Origin of the sequence: Actinophytocola sp. (assembly GCF_009379765.1) — a bacterium.
Lineage (GTDB): Bacteria > Actinomycetota > Actinomycetes > Mycobacteriales > Pseudonocardiaceae > Actinophytocola.
Genome location: NZ_WHTD01000062.1, coordinates 21,964 through 41,964 on the forward strand (window position 1 = coordinate 21,964; position 20,001 = coordinate 41,964).

20 protein-coding genes are annotated in these 20,001 nt (G+C 71.8%); 6 read left to right on the plus strand and 14 right to left on the minus strand.

What is annotated here, in order from left to right; translation table 11 throughout:
• Position 1: 1 nt before the first annotated feature.
• Genes GEV28_RS19910 through GEV28_RS19925 form a run of 4 tightly spaced genes read right to left on the minus strand, consistent with a single transcriptional unit; the run spans position 2 to position 2,548 of the window.
• Complete coding sequence (locus GEV28_RS19910) at positions 2 to 286, minus strand: hypothetical protein (protein ID WP_291413603.1); 285 nt, start codon at positions 284 to 286, stop codon at positions 2 to 4.
• 24 nt (positions 287 to 310) lie between these two features.
• Positions 311 to 1,417, minus strand: a complete 1,107-nt coding sequence (locus tag GEV28_RS19915) for a VWA domain-containing protein (protein WP_291413604.1) — start codon at positions 1,415 to 1,417, stop codon at positions 311 to 313.
• Positions 1,410 to 2,282 (minus strand): MoxR family ATPase, encoded by an 873-nt coding sequence (locus GEV28_RS19920; RefSeq protein ID WP_291413605.1) that lies wholly within the window; start codon positions 2,280 to 2,282, stop codon positions 1,410 to 1,412. Before GEV28_RS19920 ends, GEV28_RS19915 begins: the two co-directional genes overlap by 8 nt.
• Positions 2,279 to 2,548, minus strand: a complete 270-nt coding sequence (locus GEV28_RS19925) for a hypothetical protein (RefSeq protein WP_291413606.1) — start codon at positions 2,546 to 2,548, stop codon at positions 2,279 to 2,281. The genes GEV28_RS19920 and GEV28_RS19925 overlap by 4 nt, the downstream gene beginning before the upstream one ends.
• A gap of 290 nt (positions 2,549 to 2,838) precedes the next feature.
• Between GEV28_RS19925 and GEV28_RS19930 the strand changes: the two genes are divergently transcribed.
• The 4 genes from GEV28_RS19930 to GEV28_RS19945 all read left to right on the plus strand — a co-directional run bounded on the left by GEV28_RS19930 (position 2,839) and on the right by GEV28_RS19945 (position 8,743).
• Entirely contained in the window at positions 2,839 to 4,014 is a 1,176-nt protein-coding gene (locus GEV28_RS19930; protein ID WP_291413607.1) for a family 16 glycosylhydrolase, read from the plus strand.
• An 88-nt stretch (positions 4,015 to 4,102) separates the two neighbouring features.
• Positions 4,103 to 5,995, plus strand: coding sequence for a ricin-type beta-trefoil lectin domain protein (locus tag GEV28_RS19935; protein ID WP_291413608.1), 1,893 nt, complete (start codon positions 4,103 to 4,105; stop codon positions 5,993 to 5,995).
• Between the two features lie 11 nt (positions 5,996 to 6,006).
• Positions 6,007 to 7,380, plus strand: a complete 1,374-nt coding sequence (locus tag GEV28_RS19940) for a ricin-type beta-trefoil lectin domain protein (protein ID WP_291413609.1) — start codon at positions 6,007 to 6,009, stop codon at positions 7,378 to 7,380.
• Positions 7,381 to 7,492: 112 nt separating this feature from the next.
• Positions 7,493 to 8,743, plus strand: a complete 1,251-nt coding sequence (locus tag GEV28_RS19945) for an enolase C-terminal domain-like protein (RefSeq protein WP_291413622.1) — start codon at positions 7,493 to 7,495, stop codon at positions 8,741 to 8,743.
• 1 nt (position 8,744) lies between these two features.
• Here the strand turns inward: GEV28_RS19945 and GEV28_RS19950 are convergent, their stop codons facing one another.
• From GEV28_RS19950 to GEV28_RS19990, 9 genes are all read right to left on the minus strand, one after another.
• Positions 8,745 to 9,386, minus strand: coding sequence for an SEFIR domain-containing protein (locus GEV28_RS19950; RefSeq protein WP_291413610.1), 642 nt, complete (start codon positions 9,384 to 9,386; stop codon positions 8,745 to 8,747).
• The gene (locus tag GEV28_RS19955) at positions 9,386 to 9,694 is read right to left on the minus strand and encodes a hypothetical protein (RefSeq protein ID WP_291413611.1); all 309 of its coding nucleotides are present in this window, start codon (positions 9,692 to 9,694) and stop codon (positions 9,386 to 9,388) included. Before GEV28_RS19955 ends, GEV28_RS19950 begins: the two co-directional genes overlap by 1 nt.
• Before the next feature lie 6 nt (positions 9,695 to 9,700).
• Positions 9,701 to 9,982 (minus strand): hypothetical protein, encoded by a 282-nt coding sequence (locus GEV28_RS19960; protein ID WP_291413612.1) that lies wholly within the window; start codon positions 9,980 to 9,982, stop codon positions 9,701 to 9,703.
• The gene (locus GEV28_RS19965; RefSeq protein ID WP_291413613.1) at positions 9,979 to 10,530 is read right to left on the minus strand and encodes a hypothetical protein; all 552 of its coding nucleotides are present in this window, start codon (positions 10,528 to 10,530) and stop codon (positions 9,979 to 9,981) included. Before GEV28_RS19965 ends, GEV28_RS19960 begins: the two co-directional genes overlap by 4 nt.
• The gene (locus tag GEV28_RS19970) at positions 10,527 to 11,378 is read right to left on the minus strand and encodes a hypothetical protein (protein WP_291413614.1); all 852 of its coding nucleotides are present in this window, start codon (positions 11,376 to 11,378) and stop codon (positions 10,527 to 10,529) included. The genes GEV28_RS19965 and GEV28_RS19970 overlap by 4 nt, the downstream gene beginning before the upstream one ends.
• Before the next feature lie 143 nt (positions 11,379 to 11,521).
• Positions 11,522 to 11,935, minus strand: a complete 414-nt coding sequence (locus GEV28_RS19975) for a VOC family protein (RefSeq protein WP_291413615.1) — start codon at positions 11,933 to 11,935, stop codon at positions 11,522 to 11,524.
• 67 nt (positions 11,936 to 12,002) lie between these two features.
• Positions 12,003 to 14,831, minus strand: coding sequence for a glycoside hydrolase family 2 TIM barrel-domain containing protein (locus GEV28_RS19980; RefSeq protein ID WP_291413616.1), 2,829 nt, complete (start codon positions 14,829 to 14,831; stop codon positions 12,003 to 12,005).
• Complete coding sequence (locus tag GEV28_RS19985) at positions 14,828 to 15,697, minus strand: NAD(P)-dependent oxidoreductase (protein ID WP_291413617.1); 870 nt, start codon at positions 15,695 to 15,697, stop codon at positions 14,828 to 14,830. The genes GEV28_RS19980 and GEV28_RS19985 overlap by 4 nt, the downstream gene beginning before the upstream one ends.
• Positions 15,698 to 15,729: 32 nt before the next feature.
• Positions 15,730 to 16,593, minus strand: a complete 864-nt coding sequence (locus GEV28_RS19990; RefSeq protein WP_291413618.1) for a LysR family transcriptional regulator — start codon at positions 16,591 to 16,593, stop codon at positions 15,730 to 15,732.
• Between the two features lie 14 nt (positions 16,594 to 16,607).
• Here GEV28_RS19990 and GEV28_RS19995 point away from each other — a divergent pair, with 14 nt between their 5' ends.
• Entirely contained in the window at positions 16,608 to 17,084 is a 477-nt protein-coding gene (locus GEV28_RS19995) for an aldo/keto reductase (RefSeq protein WP_291413619.1), read from the plus strand.
• 36 nt (positions 17,085 to 17,120) lie between these two features.
• Here the strand turns inward: GEV28_RS19995 and GEV28_RS20000 are convergent, their stop codons facing one another.
• Positions 17,121 to 18,473 (minus strand): glycogen debranching protein, encoded by a 1,353-nt coding sequence (locus GEV28_RS20000; RefSeq protein WP_291413620.1) that lies wholly within the window; start codon positions 18,471 to 18,473, stop codon positions 17,121 to 17,123.
• 108 nt (positions 18,474 to 18,581) lie between these two features.
• Between GEV28_RS20000 and GEV28_RS20005 the strand changes: the two genes are divergently transcribed.
• Positions 18,582 to 19,781 carry an ROK family transcriptional regulator gene (locus tag GEV28_RS20005; RefSeq protein WP_291413621.1) on the plus strand — a complete coding sequence of 400 codons (1,200 nt, stop codon included), beginning with the start codon at positions 18,582 to 18,584 and terminating at the stop codon, positions 19,779 to 19,781.
• Positions 19,782 to 20,001: the final 220 nt, after the last annotated feature.

Here is a 20,001-nt window from a genome sequence, read left to right on the forward strand (position 1 = left end):
GTTAGTCGGGCATCAGGTCGTCGTGCTCGTTCGTGGTTTCCACGCGGGTTATCGGCCACTCGGGGAGGTCGGCCTTGCGGGCTGCCGCCTCGAACTCGGCCTTCGCCTTGTCGACGGCCTCGTCGCGGGTGTCGGCCTCCACCACCAGCCGCGCGCCGTAGCGCGGGGTGCCGATGCCCGTCGCTATGCCGCCGCTGCCGGCCACCGCGTCGGCCAGCTCCAGGATCTCGTCGTGGGTCAGGACGCGGTCGCCCTCGGCCTCCAGTCCTACGCTCCAGCGGGTCATCGGCACGCCTCTCGGGACAGCCTCTCAGGACAGGGTGGGCAACAACGCGGCGAAGTCCTCGAGGCTCGCCAGGTCGTGGCCGGTCAGCAGCTCGTCGATGTACGGCTCGGCCACTATCATGCCCAGCGACGGCGCGGCCGAGCCGGCGTGCGGGTTGAGCCACACGATCTTGTGGCACAGCCGGGACAGCCGCGCCATCGACGTGGCCAAGAGCTCCGGGTCACCCCGGTCGAGGCCGTCCGAGCAGATCACCACGATCCCGCCCCGGCACACGCCCCGGCGGGCCCAGCCGCGGACGAACGCGTCCAGCGACGCCCCGATCCGCGTCCCGCCCTCCCAGTCCACGACGACGTCGGCCGCCTCGCGCAACGCCTCGTCCGGCGACCGCGAGCGAAGGGCGCGGGTGACGCATGTCAGCCGCGTGCCGAAGCAGAACACCTCAACGCGCCGGGCCGCCCGCCGGGCGGTGTGCGCGAACTGAAGCAGCGCCCGCGAGTAGTCCGCCATCGAGCCGGAGACGTCCAGGATCAGCACCAAGGGCCTGGGCCGGAGCTTGCGCCGGCGCCAGTACAACGAGACCAGCTCGCCGTGCGTGCGCAGCGACCGGCGCACGGTCCGCCGCAGGTCCGGGGCGCGACCCGACGATGCGGCGCGGGTGCGGCGGGTACGCCTGCGCGGCGGCGTGAGCCGGAGCCGGGCCATGATCCGGCGCAGCAGCGCCAGCTCCTCGTCGGTGCACCCGGCGAACGAGCGGTGCCGCATGACGTCCACAGTGGACGCCATCAGTCCCAGCCGGGCCTCCTCGGTCTCCGTGCTGCCCGGCTCGGTCGCCGGCACCACGAACGCCGACTCCGCCACCGCGCCCGCCGGCGTCGCCTTCAGCTCCAGCAGGTCGTCGGCGGGCGCCGAGGCGCCGAGGAAGAACCGCCGGAACACCTCGTCGTACACCGCGATGTCGTCGTGCCTGCGGACCAGCGTGGTCCGCCCACCCCAGTACAGGTCCACCAGATCCGTGGGGTCCAACGGCGCCATCGCACCGCAGAACGTCAGCACGTCGCCGGTCCCCACCGCCACCCCCGACGAACGCAACGCCCGCCCGAAGTCCACCAGCAGGCGCACGAACTCAGCCATCGGGGACGATCTCCCCCAACGACTCCCGCACCAGCGCCAGGTCGTCCCGCTCCTTGACCACCGCGCCGAGCGTGTCCGACGCCACCGCCGGCGACAGGACCGTCTCGCCCAGGAAGTCCAGGGTCCGCGCCCAGTCGATGGTCTCCGCCACCCCTGGCGGCTTCGCCAGGTCGAGCTCGCGCAGCCGGGTGACCGCCGCGACCACCTTGCGCGCCAACGTCTCCGACACCGACGGCGCCCGCAGCAGCACGATCTCCACCTCGCGCTCGGCCGGCGGGTAGTCGATCCAGTGGTACATGCAGCGCCGCTTCAACGCGTCGTGCAGCTCGCGGGTCCGGTTCGACGTGAGGACCACCAGCGGCGGCGACGCCGCGGCGACCGTGCCGATCTCCGGGATGCTGATCTGGAAGTCCGACAGCACCTCCAGCAGGAACGCCTCGAACTCGTCGTCGGCCCGGTCGACCTCGTCGATCAGCAGCACCGCCCGGTCACCCGCGCGCACCGCCGACAGCAGCGGCCGCTCCAGCAGGAACTCCGGCCCGAACAGCTCCGAGACCTCGGTGGCACCGGGCGCGGACAGCGCCCGGATGTGCAGGAGCTGCCGCGCGTAGTCCCACTCGTACAGCGCCTGGCTGGTGTCGATCCCCTCATAGCACTGCAGCCGGATCAGGTCGCGGTTCAGCACCGCGGCGAGCACCTTGGCGATCTCGGTCTTGCCGACCCCGACCTCGCCCTCCAGCAGCAACGGCCTGCGCAACGACAACGCCACGTACACCGCCGTCGCGAGCCCACGGTCGGCCAGGTAGGAACCACCCCGCAGGACCTCGGTCAGCTCGGCGACGGACCCGAGCCCGGGGGACGTCACGAGCGAGGCGCGTCGCGCGAGGAGAGCAGGTCACGCATGCTCTGCCTGTCCGACCGCAGCTTGCCCTCGCGCTCGAGCTTCGACCGCCATGCCGCCCGCAGGTCGTCGTCCACCGGCTCGGCGTCCCCGCCGAAGCCGGCGCCGAATCCCACGTGCTTCATCGCCTTGCAGGTCTTGCCGTGACCGAGCGTGGCATCGAGATCGGCGGCGGACTGCTCCCGCGCGCGCCAGATGTCGTGCAAAACGGACAGAGCCTCGTCGCTCATCACGACCACCTCCTGACCCCGTCCACGCTACGCGGACCGTGACCAGGGCGAACCTCTCCGTTAAGCGATCACTTAAACCCGGCGACCGGAACCGGGTCCGGAACCGGTTTCGAAAGTTATCGCCCAACTCTTGTCGCCATGGTCTAGACCATGGCATTCTTTGTTGCTAGGGACAACAAACCTACTCGTCGGTGGAGACAATGATGTCCACACACCCCTGCTCACGACGATTCAGATACACCGCCGTCCTGGCGGCGTTGGCCTCAGCCCTACTCAGCACCACGGTGGCGATGAGCACCCCTGCCGCCGGCGAACCCGCCCCGGCGGCCGCCCCCGATGTGGGGATCGCCGCCACGACGTTCGCGGACGAGTTCAACGCGCCTGCCGGCACCCCGGTCGACGGTTCCAGGTGGAACATGGAGACCGGCGACAACGTCAACAACCACGAGCGGCAGTACTACACGAACAGCACCGGCAACGCCGTGCACGACGGCCAGGGCAACCTGGTGATCACCGCCCGGCGGGAGAACCCCGGCAACTACAACTGCTGGTACGGCCGGTGCGAGTACACCTCGGCCCGGCTCAACACCTCCGGCAAGTTCACCCAGACCTACGGTCATTTCGAGACCCGCCTCACGATGTCCCGCGGGCAAGGCATGTGGCCGGCGTTCTGGATGCTCGGCACCGGCGGCGGCTGGCCGGACGCGGGCGAGATCGACATCATGGAGAACGTCGGCTTCGAGCCCAACACGGTGCACGGCACGATCCACGGCCCCGGCTACTCGGGCGCGGGCGGCATCGGCGCCGGCTACTCGATCGGCAACCCGTTCGCCGACGGCTTCCACACGTTCGCGGTCGACTGGTCGCCCAACCGCATCGTCTGGTCGGTGGACGGGAACGTCTACCAGACAAGGACTCCCGCCGACCTGAACGGCAACCGGTGGGTGTTCGACCACGGGTTCTTCCTCATCCTCAACCTCGCCGTCGGCGGCTACTGGCCCGGTGACCCCAACGGCAGCACGCCGTTCCCGAACACGCTGACCGTCGACTACGTGCGGGTCACCAACGACAGCGATGGCGGCGGTGGTGGTGGCCGGATCACCGGCATCGGCGGCAAGTGCGTCGACGTCGCCGGCGCGAACACCGCCAACGGCACCCCGGTGCAGCTCTACGACTGCAACGGCACCGCGGCACAGCAGTGGTCGGTGAACGGCGACGGCTCCATCCGCGCGCTGGGCAAGTGCCTCGACGTCACCTCGGCGTCCACGGCGGACGGCGCGAAGATCCAGCTCTGGGACTGCAACGGGACGGGCGCCCAACGCTGGACGGTGACCGGGGCGAGGGACATCGTCAACATCGCCGCGAACAAGTGCCTCGACGCGACCGGCAACAGCTCGGCCAACGGCACCCGGCTGCAGATCTGGACCTGCACCGGCGCCGCCAACCAGAAGTGGACGGTCGGCTGAGCCGACCAGAACACGGTGCCGCCCCCCGGGACGGGGGCGGCGCCGCACCACTCCCCACGACAACCCTGCATTCGTTGAGGAGCAACCGATGCCTATTTCGGCGCGCCCGCGAACCCTGCGGCGAACATCGATCCTGGTCGGCACCGCCCTGCTGACGGCCGCGGCCCTGGCGATTCCCGCCACCCCGGCCCTCGCGGCCGGCGAGCAGGTCGACATCTGGCTGACGACCACCGACGACGCCGACGGCCTGAACGTCACCCGGGGGCTGCAGCAGCAGACCCCGGTCAACTTCCAGCCCGGCAACGGGTCCGGCCAGGTGACGATCACCGTCGACGAGAACACCCAGTACCAGCCGTTCGAGGGCGCGGGCGCGTCCTTCACCGACTCCGCGGCCTGGCTGATGAACTCGTCCGGCATCATCTCCGCGGCCACCCGCGACGACACGATGCGCAAGCTGTTCGACCCGAACAGCGGCATCGGCCTGTCGTTCATCCGCAACCCGATGGGTGGCTCGGACCTCGCCCGGTTCAGCTACACCTACGACGACATGCCGGCCGGGCAGACCGACCCGAACCTCACCCGGTTCTCGATCGCGCACGACATGGCCGACGTGGTCCCGCTGACCAAGCAGGCCGTGGCGCTCAACCCGGCGATCAAGGTGATGGGCACGCCGTGGTCCCCGCCGCCGTGGATGAAGGACAACGACGACTACAAGCTCGGCTGGGTCGAGTCACAGTACTACCCCGCCCTCGCCCAGTACTTCGTCAAGTACGTCCAGGCCTATGCCGCGCAAGGGATCCCGATCAGCTTCGTCTCGGTGAACAACGAGCCGACCTGCTGCGCGAGCTACCCGTCGGCGAACTGGAACGGCTCGGGCCTGCAGTACTTCACCAAGACCGACCTGCTGCCCGCCCTGCAGAGCGCCGGACTGTCCACAAAGGTCCTCGCGCTGGACTGGAACTGGGACCAGTACGCCTCGTTCGGCGCGCCGACGGTGGACGACGCGGCCATCCGCAACCACCCGAACTTCGGTGGTGTCGCGTGGCACGGCTACGGCGGCAACGTCGCGCAGCAGACCGCGGTGCAGAACCAGTACCCCGGGATCCCGCAGTACGACACGGAGATGTCCGGCGGCACCTGGGTCGGCAACCAGCACTCCGACGACATGAACAACATCATCGACTACACCCGGAACTGGGGCCGCACGGTCACCAAGTGGAGCCTGGCGATCGACCAGGCGCACAACCCGCACAACGGTGGCTGCGACGTCTGCACGGGCCTCGTCACCGTCCACAACGGAGACGACCGGCACGGCCAGGTGGACCTCACGATCGAGTACTACACGCTCGGGCACCTCACCAAGTTCGTGAAGCCGGGCGCGCGGCGCATCCAGTCCAACGACAACGGCTCGGTCAAGAACGTCGCGTGGCGCAACCCGGATGGCTCGAAGGCACTGATCGCCTACAACACCACGGGCTCGACCCAGAGTGTGCGGGTCAACTGGGGCAACCAGTCGTTCACCTACAACCTGCCGGCACGGACCTCGGCGACGTTCGCCTGGAGCGGAACCCAGGGCACCGGCGGCGGTGGCGGGGCGACCGGCCCGATCACCGGCCTCGCCGGCAAGTGCGTCGACGTCGCGGGCGCCAGCAGCGCCAACGGGACGCCGGTGCAGCTCTACACCTGCAACGCCACGATCGCCCAGCAGTGGACGGTCGGGTCGGACGGCACGATCCGCGCGCTCGGCAAGTGCCTCGACGTCACCTCGGGGTCCACGGCCAACGGCGCGAAGGTCCAGCTCTGGGACTGCAACGGCTCCGGCGCGCAGACCTGGCAGGTGACCTCCGCGCGGGACATCACGAACGCCGCGGCCGACAAGTGCCTCGACGTCACCGACAACAGCTCAGCCGACGGCGCCCGGCTGCAGATCTGGACCTGCACCGGCGCCGCCAACCAGAAGTGGACCGCCCCGGCGGCGTGAAGGGACACCCGATGAAGAAGAGACTCGCCGGCCTGCTGGCCGGGACGTTGTTCGCCATGACGCTCACCGCGGTCGTGGCCGCCCCGAACGCCGTCGCGGCGACCGGGCAGATCACCGGCCTCGCCGGCAAGTGCGTCGACGTGGCCGCCGCGAGCAGCGCCAACGGCACGGCGGTGCAGCTCTACACCTGCAACGGCACCGCGGCCCAGCAGTGGTCGGCCAACTCCGACGGCACGATCCGCGCGCTCGGCAAGTGCCTGGACGTCACCTCGGCGTCCACCGCGAACGGTGCGAAGATCCAGCTGTGGGACTGCAACGGGACGGGCGCGCAGAGCTGGCGGATCACCGCGGCCCGCGACATCGTGAACGTCTCGGCCGACAAGTGCCTCGACGTGACCGACAACAGCTCGGCCGACGGCGCCCGGCTGCAGATCTGGACCTGCACCGGCGCGGCGAACCAGAAGTGGACCGCGCCCGCCGTGGGCGGCGGCGACCCCGGTCCGGGCCCCGGCCCCGGCGCGCAGGCCGTCGCGCCGTACCTCTACAACGGGTGGGGCAGCCCGCCCAACCCGGTGACCGTGATGCAGCAGACCGGTGTCAAGTGGTTCACGCTCGCGTTCGTGCTGTCCAACGGCTACTGCAACCCGATGTGGGACGGTCAGCGGCCGCTGACCGGCGGCGTCGACCAGAACACGATCAACTCGGTGCGCGGCGCGGGCGGCGACGTGATCCCGTCGTTCGGCGGGTGGAGCGGCAACAAGCTCGAGGAGTCGTGCGGCAGCACGGGTGAGCTCGCCAACGCCTACCAGCGGGTGGTGAGCGCGTACGGCCTGCGGGCGATCGACATCGACATCGAGGCGTCGGCCTACGACAACCCGACCGTCCAGCAGCGCACGATCGACGCGCTGAAGACGATCAAGGGCAACAACCCCGGCATCACGGTGTACGTCACGATCGGGACCGGGCAGAACGGGCCGGACGCGGGCATGATCAACCGGGCCGCGTCGTCCGGACTCACCGTGGACAGTTGGACGATCATGCCCTTCAACTTCGGTGGCAACGGCCAGGACATGGGCGCGCTCTCGACGCGTGCGGCCGACGGGCTGAAGAACACCGTGCGCAACGCCTACGGGTACTCCGACGACCAGGCCTACCGGCACATCGGCATCTCGTCGATGAACGGCAACACCGACGTGGGTGAGGTCGTGACCCAGAACCACTTCCGCACGATGCTGGCCTACGCGCAGCAGCACCACCTCGCGCGGCTGACGTTCTGGTCGCTCAACCGCGACCGGCCGTGCACCGGTGGCGGCGCGGACTCGTGCGGTGGCGTTCCGCAGTCGGACTGGGAGTTCACCCGGATCTTCGCCGCCTACGCCGGCTGAGGGATCCGTGTCGGAGGGCGGCCCCGGGGAGTCTGGACCCCGGCGGCCGCCCTCACCCGCTGGTGCCTCGTCGCGGAAGGTTCAGCACCGAGGCACTAGGTTTGTCCCCGTGATGCCCGAGACCCTGGCGCCGTGGCCGGCGCGTGACGCGTTGCGGATCACCGGGGTGCGCGCGATCGTCACCGCGCCCGAGGACATCCCGCTGGTGGTGGTCCGCGTCGACACGTCCGAGGACGGGCTGTACGGCCTCGGCTGCGCCACGTTCACCCAGCGGTTCCACGCCGTGGTGGCCGCGGTGAACCAGCACGTCGCGCCGATGCTGATCGGCCGGCATCCCGCCGACATCGAGGACATCAACCGGCTGGTGCACCTGTCCTCGTACTGGCGGGGCGGGCCGGTGCTCAACAACGCACTGTCCGGAGTGGACCAGGCCCTGTGGGACATCGCGGGCAAGCGGGCCGGGATGCCGGTGTACGAGCTGCTGGGCGGCCGGGTACGCGCGGCGGCGGAGGTCTACCTGCACGCTTCCGGGGAGTCCATTCAGGACACGATCGGGCACGCCGCTTTCCTTGTCGAGCAGGGCTACCGGCACGTGCGGCTGCAGACCGGCGGCCCGGGGCTCGGCACCTACGGCGCGCCCGGGACGCCTGGCGGCTACCCGCTGGCCCCGTACCCGGACGGCTGGGACGTCAACCGGTACCTGGCGGTGACGCCCGCGCTGTTCGAGGCGGCCCGCACGGTCCTGGGCGACGGCGTCGAGCTCCTGCACGACGTGCATTCCCGGCTGACCCCGAAGCAGGCCATGGTGCTGGCCCGGTCCCTTGAGCCCTACCGGCTGTTCTTCCTGGAGGACCCGGTCGCGCCCGAGCACTACGACCGGCTGCCGTCGGTCACCGCGGCGTCCCCGGTCCCGATCGCGGTTGGCGAGCAGTTCTCGTCGCTGGCCGACGCGGCCAGGGCGGTCCAGACCGGCGCCGTCGACCTGCTGCGGGTGCACGTGTCCACGGTGGGCGGGCTGTCCGCGTGCCGCAAGCTCGTGGCACTGTGCGAGCTCAACGGCGTCCGCACCGCGTGGCACGGCCCGGGCGACGTGTCCCCGGTCGGCGTGGCGGCCAACATCGCGCTGGACGTGACGACCTCGGCGTTCGGCATCCAGGAGGGCCACCTCTACAACGACGCGACGCAGGAGGTGTTCCCCGGCACCCCGATCGCGGTCGACGGCTACCTGTACCCGTCCGACGCACCGGGCTGGGGCGTCGACCTGGACGAGGGCGAGGCGGCGAAGTACCCGCCGGTCACCGGCCAGCACGAACGCTGGGCCGCGCGGGTCCGCCGCCCGGACGGCGGCCTCGAGTCGCCGTAGCTCAGAAGTGCACACCGCCCTGGATGTCGCGGGCCTGGGCGACCCGGCCGCTGACGTTGCCGGTGATCACGTTCTGGACCGACCCGCCGTCCTCGGCCGGGTCCCGCGCGTCGGGCTCGGCCGCGGCCGGGCCCGAACGGGGCGGGAGGTCCGGCGCCGCACCGACCGGAGGGGCGATGTGCTCCGGTTTCCGGTGGAGCACCCGCAGGAGCAGCTCCGCACCATCGGTCGTGTAGGCGGTCACCTCGAAGAAGCTGGTGGTGGCGGGCGAGAGGAAGCGCGGGATCTCGTCGGTGCGATGCCCGGGGAGGACCACCGGCAGGACCTTCGCCGTCCACGTCGCCCGGTCCCCGTGGAGCAGGTCGCGCAGCAGCGCGGCCTCGGACTGGACGCCCTTGTGCTGCTCGTTCGGACCGCTGCCGTCGCCCATCTCGCGATACTTCGGCGAGGCCACGACGATGACGTGGTCGGCGTCGGTCATCTCCCGGATCGCCCAGGCGTACCAGTCCTGCCGGACCCCCGTGTGCCAGCTGTCCAGGACGGCCTCGACGCCCTGGCCGCGCAGGAACTCCGCGAACCCCAGCACCTCGTCCTTGTGCCTCGGCGAGTCGTGCGTGTACGACACGAACACTCGGGGCGCCATCACGACCTCCAGGTGGCGTCCGGGAACCGGAATGCCGCGGCCGCCTCGTCGATGTCCACGATCGAACCCAGCGTACGCTCGACGTCACCCACCGCATCCGGCGCGCAGCCCTGCAGGTGCGCGGTCGGCAGCGGGGTGAAGTCGAGGCCGGTCATGTTGCGCCACGCGGTTTCCAGCTCGGCCGCGGCCGGCCGGACGGCGACCGCGGGCGCCCCGGCCATCCCACCACCGGCCAGGCGCGGCGAGATCGACTCGGCCACCGCCGTCGCCACGTGGTCGGCCAGCGGGCGCTCCGCGGCCAGCGACACCCGGACCTAGAAGGCACGGTCGGTGTAGCGCCCGACCGCGTCGGCGAGCAGCGGGTGCGCGTGCACGGCGAACTGGTCGGGTGGCTGCGGCCCGCCGAACACGCTGTGCGTCAGCGACGGCCCGGGCACCGCCAGCATCGCCAGCAGGCCGCTGCGGCCGGCCAGGTGGTGGCGCAGCCCCGGGCCGATCCGGTACGGCGCCAACCCGACCGAAAGCGCGGCGCGGAAGTCCAGCGCGGCCAACGTCCGCCCGAGCACCGGCCCGGCGCCGGGCCGCCACGGGGTCACCGCGGCGAGCCACGGGCTGCTGGCGCCGCCGCGGGTGGTGCGCGCGGCGGTGAGCGTCTTGCGGATCTCCACCAGCCCGGCCGGGTCCGGCCGGAACGGCTCGAGGAGCTCGCGCAGCTCGCGGTCCACGGTGACCGGCTCGCCCACCAGCCGCGGCGGCAGCGCCACCAGCAGGCGTGGCGCAGCCGGTCCGCCGCGCCGCGCGCGGCCCGCTCGTCCACGCCGACGGTGCGCACGAGCAGGACCGTCGCCAGGCGGTCGGTGCGCAGGTGGCGCAGCTCGACCACGGCGCCGGCCGCGTCGGCCAGGTCCCACAGCGCACGCAGCCACGGCCGGTCGTCCGGCGCCGCGGGCTCCGGGAGGTACACCGTGTCGATGCTGTGCGCCTGCACGACGTTCGTGGCGATGCCGGCGAAGACGTTGTGGGTCGCACCGGCCGGCACCGGCGCCGGCGCGGCCGGCTCGGGAGCGGCAGGGGTCAGCCGCAGCGCCGCCCACGCCCACCACCGCCGCGCCCCGCCGTTGACCACGATGCCGGCGGAGGTCACCGCGCGGTCCACGTGGCCTGGTCCGTGACCTGGTCGGTGACCTGGTGCTCGTAGCCGGGGGCCGACAGGCCGGGCGAGGGCGCGGCGGCGCCCGGCAGCGCCTCGACCGGCGGCAGCCCCTCCGGGAAGCCGTACCCGACCGGCACCTCGATCCGCTCGACCGCCACGTGCAGGCCCTCCCGGCACAGCGCGTGCACGACCTCCCGCATCGCCCGCGGCCGCTCGGTGCGCAGCATCAGGTCGATCTCGTCGAGGCGACCGGCGAGGCTCGCGACCAGGTCGGCGACGAACCGGCCGACGATCGTCGCCCCGCGCCGGGTCCGGAACATCATCCAGCCGAGGTAGAGGCTCGTGCCGTAGGAGAACACGCTGACGTAGGTGTGGTAGTAGCCGTCCATGAGGATCAGCCGGTTGTTCACCCCGAACCCGCTGTAGGTCCGGCGGGCGCGCAGGCTCTGGATTGGGAGCTCACGCTCGACGAGCTTGCCGCGGATCGCGCTGTACACCGAGTCGCCGGCCGCGGCCCGGTCCGCGAGGACGACCCGCCACTCGCCGATCGGCTCGTCCAGCTTGGCCGCCAGGAACACCAGCCAGAACACGACGAAACAACCGATCGCGCCGACCACGACCGGCCCCGCCGAGCCGGCCATTGCGGCGACCAGCAGCATGAACACGAGAAAGACCAGCGAGCTGACCGCGGCCTTGAACCAGAGCGCCTTGATGGTCGGCCAGCTGACGGACTCGTCGAAATAGGCCTCGACCGGACCATGTCGCAGCGTCTTGTCGAGGTAGGCCGCGTTTCCGTCCCCGCCACGCCATCCGGGCAGCGGCGTCAATGGAACAGTCATCGAAATGATCTCCTAACAAAATGTCCCCCAGTAACGGCGTGAGCAGGTTAGCGAAAGCCTGCTCGCCACCGTTACCGGGGGGGTGGGAGATAATTCAGGTGATAACTGGTCCGGGGGTCGTCTATCGCATGAATTCGGCTCGGTCAGGACGCCGGCTGAGTGATGTTGACCATCCAGTTGATGCCGAACTGGTCGACGCACAGGCCGAACTCGTCGCCCCACATCTGCTTCTCCAGCGGCACCGAGATCGTGCCGCCCTCGGTCAGCTTCTCCCAGTAGCCACGCAGTTCCGCGCCGTCGTCGCCGCTCAGGCTCACCGAGATGTTGTCACCCGGGTGGTGCGCCATTCCCGGCGGCGTGTCGGCGCCCATGATGGTGAAGCCGTGGGTCGTCTCGAGCATGCCGTGCATGATCTTGTCGGCCTCCGGGGAGTCCTGGTCACCCATCTGGCCGAAGGTGTTCAACGCCAGGTTGCCACCGAACACGCGTGCATAGAACTCCATGGCCTGGCGCGCATTTCCGGCAAAACTGATATACGGGTTGAGTCGAGACGCCATCGCACACACTCCCTTGTCGCATCGAGGCAAGCATCCTCGCAGACCGGCGGGGTGCCGACAACGCGAGTTACGGACTCACCGGTTCGAGCAGCAGGACGAAACTCGTCTCCCGCAGGAAGAGTTCGTATTCGGGCAACGTGGCGGGACCGCACGACGCGGTGCCGATGCCCTGCTGTCCCAGGTCGACGGTCAGCTCCACGGTGGGCCCCGGCTCGAGCTCGTTGCGGTGCTTCGCCTCGGCCAGGTCGGCGTCGGTCCAGCGGCGGGCGGCCAGCCCGAACACCGGCGTGCCGCTGATCCGGAGACCGTGCCCGGAGGCATCGGTCAGCGTCGCCCAGCGGACGTCGGCCCGGCGGCCGTTCTCCTGCGGGCGGAGGTAGGGGGTCTGCAGCTCGTCGACCATCGCGTGGAAGGTGCCCAGCCGGGCGGCGATCCCGGTGTCCGGATAGGACTCACCGGGGCCGCGGCCGAACCAGCGCACGTGGTCGAGCGTGCTGGGCAGCGACATCGTCAGCGCCAGCTTCGCGATCGGCTCGGGCCACTCGCCCTCCGGCTCGACGAGGACGCTCAGCGCCACCCCCTCACGCAGCGGCGCCCACCGGTACTCGACCCGCACGCCCCGGTCGGTGGCGGCGGCCGCGACCCTGGTGCGTACCCGCACCTCGGCGCCGACGTCGACCTCGTCGACCCGGTGGGTCAGCCGGTGCAGGCCCATCGCGTGCCAGGTCTCGTGCAGCCGTGCGCCGACCCCGCGGTCATTGTCGGTCGGCGCCCGCCACAGCTCCAGGCGCGGCGACGTCACCGGCAGGCCGGCGAACTCCACGAGCCGGCCGGCCCGGCCGAACGACGCCGGGCCGAGCGTGCTCCCGCCGACCGTCGCTTGTGGACGGACGGGTGGCACCGTCGCCGACCGGACTGGCGGCTCGGCGAGCCGGTGCTGGGCCCAGGCGACCTCGTGCCCGGACTGCGCCCACGGCCCGTCCGACGCGAGCACGGCCCGCACGGTCAGCCACACCTCGCCGGCGGCGGCCGGCGGTGCGGGCAGCGGCACGCTCCCACCGGCGGCCGGCACGCCGACGAACACACCGTCCACGGCAGGCTCGCCGTCGACCTCGATCGTCCACAGGAAACGGAGGCCGGCCAGGTCGCCGCGGACCGGCTCGACCGTCACGGTCTCCTGGTCGAACCGGAACCGCACCGGCTCGTAGGCCTTCTTCACGTCCAGCAGCCCCGGCGACGGGGTGCGGTCGGGGAACACGAGCCCGTCGACGACGAAGTTCCCGTCGTGCAACGGCTCGCCGTAGTCGCCGCCGTACGCGAACTCGAACCGGGGATGCCGCAGTCCGTGGTCGATCCACTCCCACACGAACCCGCCGGCACAGCGCGGGTACTCGTCGAACAACGCCACGTACTCGGCCAGCCCACCCGGCCCGTTGCCCATCGCGTGCGCGTACTCGCACTGCACGAACGGCATCGCCCGCCGCCGCGCGTCCCGCGCCGGGTCGGCCGGCGGCTCCTCGGTCCGCTCCCCGATCGCCTTGTTCTCCTCGTGTGCGGCGTACATCCTGCTGTAGACGTCCACATAGGCACAGTCGAGGTCACCCTCGTAGTGGATCGGCCGGGACGGGTCGCGCTCGCGGGTCCAGTCGGCCATGGCGGCCAGGTTCGCGCCGGTGTGGCTCTCGTTGCCCAGCGACCACAGCACGACGCTCGGGTGGTTCTTGTCCCGCTCGACGGTTCGCCGCATCCGGTCCAGATAGGACTCCCGCCACTCGGCGACGTCGGACGGGTTGTTGCGCCAACCGGCGAACAAGAACCCGTGGGTCTCCAGGTCGCACTCGTCGACCACCCACAGGCCGTACTCGTCGCACAGGTCGAGGAACGCCGGATGCGGCGGGTAGTGGCTGGTGCGTACCGCGTTGATGTTGTGCCGCTTCATCAGGAGCACGTCGGCGCGCATCGTCTCGACCGGCAGCGCACGCCCGAAGTCGGGGTGGAACTCGTGCCGGTTCACCCCGCGCAGCGGCAGCGGCGCGCCGTTCACCAGGAGCACACCGTCCACGATGGACACCGTCCGGAACCCGACGCGCAGCCGGACGGTCTCGCCCGCGGTCGCGACCGTGGCGTGGTACAGCCGCGGCGACTCCGCCGACCACGCCTGCACCGGAACGGTTACCGAAGAACCCGTTGGCAGGTCGGCGATCCCGAGCTCCGGAACGGTAACCAGCGCCGGTGCGGACGCGTCCACCCGCAGGGTGCCCAGGCCGGTCGTGTGGTCATAGTCGGCGTGCACGAACACGTCGTCGAGTGCCTCGGCGGGCCGGCGCGACAACGTGACGCCGCGGAAGATCCCCGGCAGCCACCACATGTCCTGGTCCTCGAGGTAGCTCCCGGCCGACCATTGGTGCACCCGCACCGCGAGCACGTTGCGCCCCGGCCGCAGCAGGTGGCCGACGGCGAACTCGGTGGGCAGCCGGCTGCCGGTGAAGAACCCGAGCTCGGTGCCGTTGAGCCATACCCGCGCACACGACTCGACGCCGTCGAACCGCAGCAGCACCTCCGCGCCCACCCAGTCCGCCGGCAGGTCGAACGCGCGCCGGTGGTCGCCGGTCGGGTTGTCCTCCGGCGGGTGCGGCGGGTCGATCGGGAACGGGTAGACGACGTTGGTGTACGCGGGCGAGCCGTACCCGTAGAGCGGCCAGTGCGAGGGCACCGGCAGGACCGGCCATTCCGTGTCGTCGAAGTCCGGCTCGGCGAAGTCGTCCGGAACGTCCGCACGGGTCGACAGGTGGAACCGCCAGGTGCCGGCGAGGTCGATGCACGGCGCGTCGGAGCTGAGAGCCGCACGCGGCGACCGCACGCCGGCCCCCGGCGCGTGGTCGGCGTAGTACGTCACTGTGTCCGTCCCTGGGGAAAGAGGTGCTCGGCGGTGAACCCCAGCAGCGTGCGTGCGGCGGTCAGGTCGACCGGCACCGTTCGGTTCGGCAGTGCCGCCCGGCGCGGCACGTCCGGCAGGCAGCCGTCCAGCAGCTCCTGGGTCGGGTACGGAGCGAGCGTGTCCGGCGCGGTCACGAAGATCGGGTGGTAGCCGGACAGCGGCACGGTCGCGGCGAGCCAGCAGGCACGGGCCGCGTCCCGGCTGTCCAGGTAGGTCCACAGGTGCGAGATGCCCGCGGCCGGATCCTTGCGGTACAGCTCGGCCTGCTCGGCGAGCTGCCCGTCCTCGGGCCAGCCGAGCAGCGGGAAGCGCAGCGCGCTGACGGTCATCCCGTCCCGCCGGGCCACCATCGCGGCGGTCGCCTCGTCGGCCTGTTTGGACAGTGCGTAGGGGTCGGTGACCTGCAGTGGCGACGCCTCGTCGATCGGCACGTGGGCCGGACGCAGCGCCGCGGGGCCGAACGGCAGACCGGTGATCGAGAAGCTGCTCGCGATGACCGCCCGGGTTGTCCCCGCCCGCGCCGCCTCGTTCAGCACGACGAACGTGGCCGCCGCGTTGCCGACGAACACCTCGTCGCCCGGCAGGAACTCCGGGGTGGGGATCGCGGCCAGGTGGATCACCGTGTCCACGCCGGCGAGCGCCGCCTTGACCAGGCTGACGTCCGCGGCGTCGCCGGTGAAGAACTGCTCGGTCTCGGTGTCACCCGGATCCCGCCGGTCGAGCCCGACGGCGGTCGCGCCGCGCGCGGCCAGCTCGCGCAGCACGACCCGGCCGAGCCGGCCCGCCGCCCCGGTGACCAGGACACGGCTCGGTGTGTGGCTCATCGTGGATCAGCATAGTTCGCGATGTGTGTGCCTCAGGCCGCGGAAGCGAGCAGCCGGGCCAGCACCGGCGAGCGGTTCCGCGGCGACCACGCGAGCGCCAGCTGCCACGTCGGGAGGTCGTCGGAGAGTGGCCGGTAGACCACGGCGTGCTCGTGGGTAGCCGGCGTCGGGGAGATCAACAGGGAGACACCGAGGTCGGCGGCGACCAGCGCGACGATCGTCTGCACGTCCACCGCGTGCTGCACGATCCGCGGCGAGAAGCCGGCGAGGACGCAGTGCCCGACGATCGTGTCGTGCACCGACGGCCCGGCGGCCCGCGGGTAGAACACGAACGACTCGCCCGCGAGGTCGGCGAGCGCGAGCTCCGCGCGGTCGGCGAGGCGGTGGCCGGCCGGCAGCGCGGCGACGAGCGGGTCCCGGGACAGCGTCCGGGTCTCGATCCCGGGCTCACCGGGCGTGGGGCGGAGCAGGCCCGCGTCGATCCGACCGTCCCGCAGCGCCGCCTGCTGGGTCAACGTGGTCATCGCGGTGACCTCGACCTCGACGTCCGGGCACACCTTGCCGAAGTCGGCGAGCAGGGTGGGCAGCGCCTGGAACGTCGCGGACTGGACGAAGCCGACCCGCAGCACGCCGAGCTCGCCGCGGTGGGCACGGCGGGTGTCGTCGGCGAGCCGGTCCGCGCGGCGGAGGAGATCGCGCGCGCCGGGCAGGAACTCCGCGCCGGCCGGCGTGAGCGCGAGCCGGCGGCGGGACCGGTCGAACAGCGGCACACCGAGCACGCGTTCGAGCGAGGCGACCTGCCGGCTGAGCGTCGGCTGGTTGACGCCGAGCCGCACCGCGGCCCGGCCGACGTGCATCTCGTCGGCGGTCTCGACGAACGCCCGGACCTGGCGCATCTCCCGCCATGCTGATGGGCACGTCCACCGACGAGGCGACCTCGTTCGCGATGCTCGACCGCTACCTCGACGCCGGCGGATCGTTCGTGGACACCGCGAACTGCTACGCCTGGTGGCCGGCGCCGGGCAACACCGGCGGCGAGAGCGAGACGGTGCTCGGCCGCCGGCTCGCCCGCGGCCGGCGGGACCAGGTGTTCCTGGCCACCAAGGGCGGCGCGTGGGTGACCGACCCGGACCGCTGGCGGGGCTCGGGCGAGGCGACGCGGTACTCGGGCGCGGGCGCCGGCACGCTGCGCCGCGAGCTGGACGAGAGCCTGCGCAGGCTGGGCACCGACCACGTGGACCTCTACTACGTGCACGTCGACGACCCGGCGACACCGCTGGAGGAGACGCTCGAGGCGCTGGCCGGGCTGGTCGCCGCCGGGAAGATCCGCCACCTCGGCTGGTCGAACGTGCGGACGTGGCGGCTGGAGCGGGTGAGGACCAGCTGACCCACTTGGACACCGCGGGCGCGTGACGCGCATGCCCTACAGGGCGGTGTGCAGCCAGTCCAGGACGACCGTCGCGGTCCAGGACTGTTGCTTGCTCCCCAGTGGTTCGCCGGTCAGCGGGTGGTAGTACTCGGCGAACGTGCCGTCCTCGACCAGGCGCAGGCACTCCGTGCGCAGCCGCGCCGCGTGGGCCGTCCACCCGCGTTGCTCGAAGGCCCAGCCGAACAGCCACGCGATCACCGGCCACACCGGACCGCGCCAGTACTCGCGCGGCCGGAAGCCCGGGTCGTCGGGCGACACCGACGGCGGGATCGCCGCGAACAGGTCCGGGTGCCCGGCCCAGGACGGCCCGCGGATCGTCTCGAGCATGCGCTCCTCGTCCCGGTCCTCGAGGCCGCCGCACAGCAGCGGGGCGAACCCGACGATCGTCCTGGTCGAGAGCCACTCGTCGGTGCGCAGGTTCAGGTCGCGGGCCAGGCCGGAGACCGGGTCGTACGCGGCGGCCACCGCGGCCCGGGAGCAGCGCGCCCAGCCACGCAGCTGCCGCACCTGCCACGCCGGCCGGCCACTCTCCTCGCCCAGGGTCGCCAGGACCTCGCTCGTCAGCGCGAACAACGCCGTCACGAACACGTCGCCAACGAGGAAGCTCGACGTCCGCACGACCTGGTCCGCGTCGTAGCGGACCTTGCGCATCTCCTCGATCAGCCACAGATAACGGTCGTACTCCCGATCGCTGGGCCGCTCGGCGTCGTCGTGCGACACGAGCCCCCGGTCCCGCCGGACGTACGGCGGCAGTTCCGCCCCGGGCACGACCGCCGCGTAGGGCACGTCCCAGCGCGGCGAGTTGTCCATTCCGGACTCCCAGCCGTGCACGATCGCCAGCAGGCCGGTGCCGTGCGGGTCGCGGTGGCGCACCAGCCACTCGTGCCAGTGGTACAGCCGGGGCCACCCCTCGCGCAGCAGCCGGTCCACCGACGGCGACCCGCGGCCGATGTCCACGATGCGGCGCAGCGCGATGGCGTGCACCGGCGGCTGGCAGATGCCGGAGGTGCGCGGCGCGTCGGGCGCGTCGGCGTTGAGCTCCGCGGCGCCCCACCGCTGCGGGCCGGGGAAGTAGCCGCCGCCCTCGGAGAACACGATGTGCGGCAGCATCCCGTTGCGCCACTGCGCGGTCAGCAGCGTCTCCAGCTCCCGCACCGCCCGGTCCACGTTGAGGTGGGCGAGCCCGATCGAGATGAACGCGGTGTCCCAGCTCCACATGTGCGGGTACAGCCGGGGCGCCGCGGTGATCATGGAGCCGATGTCGTTGCCGCCCAACGTCCAGGCCGCGCCGGCGGCGAGCTGGACCGAACCGAGTCTTCGGCGGGGCACGTGGGTGGCGGGACGCACGAGACCTCCAGTGAGGGCGCCGGTTCCTGACGGTGCCACTTTGCACCGCCGAGCACTTATGTCTAATACTTAGACAGAAGTGGTAGGACCTCAATTTAGGCGGGTGCCATGGTCACCGTCAACCAGGACGTCAGCCGCGTGATCGCGGCCGGCACCGCGACGTCGCCGGGAAATGTTCTCGCCGTGTTACGCGACGACGGCCCCATGACACGGCAGGAGCTGCGGGCGCGACTCGGCCTGTCCAGGGCGACGCTGATGGAGCGGCTGGACACGTTGACCCGGCTGCGGGTGATCGACACGGTCGGTCATCGCGCGTCCAGCGGCGGGCGGCGGGCCGCGCTGCTCGGCGCGGACCAGACGTCGCGGGTCGCGGTGGTCGCGCACCTGGGCGCGTCGCTCGCCACCGTCGGTGTCGCGGATCTGCGCGGGACGGTGCTGGCCGTGCACCACGAGCGGCTGCCGCTCGGGCACGAGCCGCGGCACGTGCTGCCGTGGCTGCTGGACACCGCGCGCGAGCAGCTCTCCTCGCTCGACCGCTACGCCGACCTCGCGGCGGTGGGCTTCGCCGTGCCGGGCCAGATCGACCACGAGACGGGCGTGTCGATCATGCCGCCGACCATGGCCGCGTGGCGGGACCAGCCGCTGCGCGACGCCTTCGCCGACGGCCTCGGGGTGTCCGTCCAGCTGGAGAACGACGCGAACGCGCTGGCGTACGGGGAGTACCTGGCGGCCGGGTCACCCAACTCGACGGTGCTCGGCGTGTGGATCGGGTCGGGGATCGGCGCGGGCGTGGTGATCGGCGGCCTGCCGCACCGGGGTGCGACGGGGTGTGCGGGTGAGATCGGGCACATCCGGATCGAGGACCGGGACGAGCGGTGCGGCTGCGGGCGGCGGGGGTGCGTGGCGGCACTGGCGAGCGGGACCGCGCTGGTGCGGCAGCTGCGGTCGGACGGTGTCCGCGCGCTGCCGGACGTGCTGCGCCGGGTCGAGGCGGGCGAGCCGCGGGCGGTGTCGTTGGCTACGGACGCCGGCCGGCTGCTGGGCACGGTCCTGGCGACGGTGGTGACGATCCTCAACCCGCATCGGGTGCGGGTGGGTGGGGAGATCGGGTCGCTGCGGCCGTTCCTGGCGGGCTTGCGGGAGACGCTGGGCGAGCAGGCACCCGAGGTCGCCGCGCGCGGGCTCGACGTCGGCCCGGCGGTACTCGGTGACCTGGCCCCGCTGGTCGGCATGGCGGGCCTGGCGGCGGAGGCCGTGTTCGCGCCGGCCGCGATCGACGAGGCCGCGGCCCGGTCGCGGCCTTCGTGACCTGCCCACGGACCGTGCGGCTCGGGTCGGCCAAAATTTTCGTGGCCTTTCTGTGACCGGCCTGTCTATTCGGGCGCCTCTGCTTCGACGTGTCCATGACAGCAGCTCACGAAAGGACAGTCCGATGGCCACCACGCTGACCCTGGTCGATGGCGATCTCCCATCCCGGACTGCTCCCGCTTCCACGCCGGCCGCCACGCTCGGCGACGCGCTGGCCGCC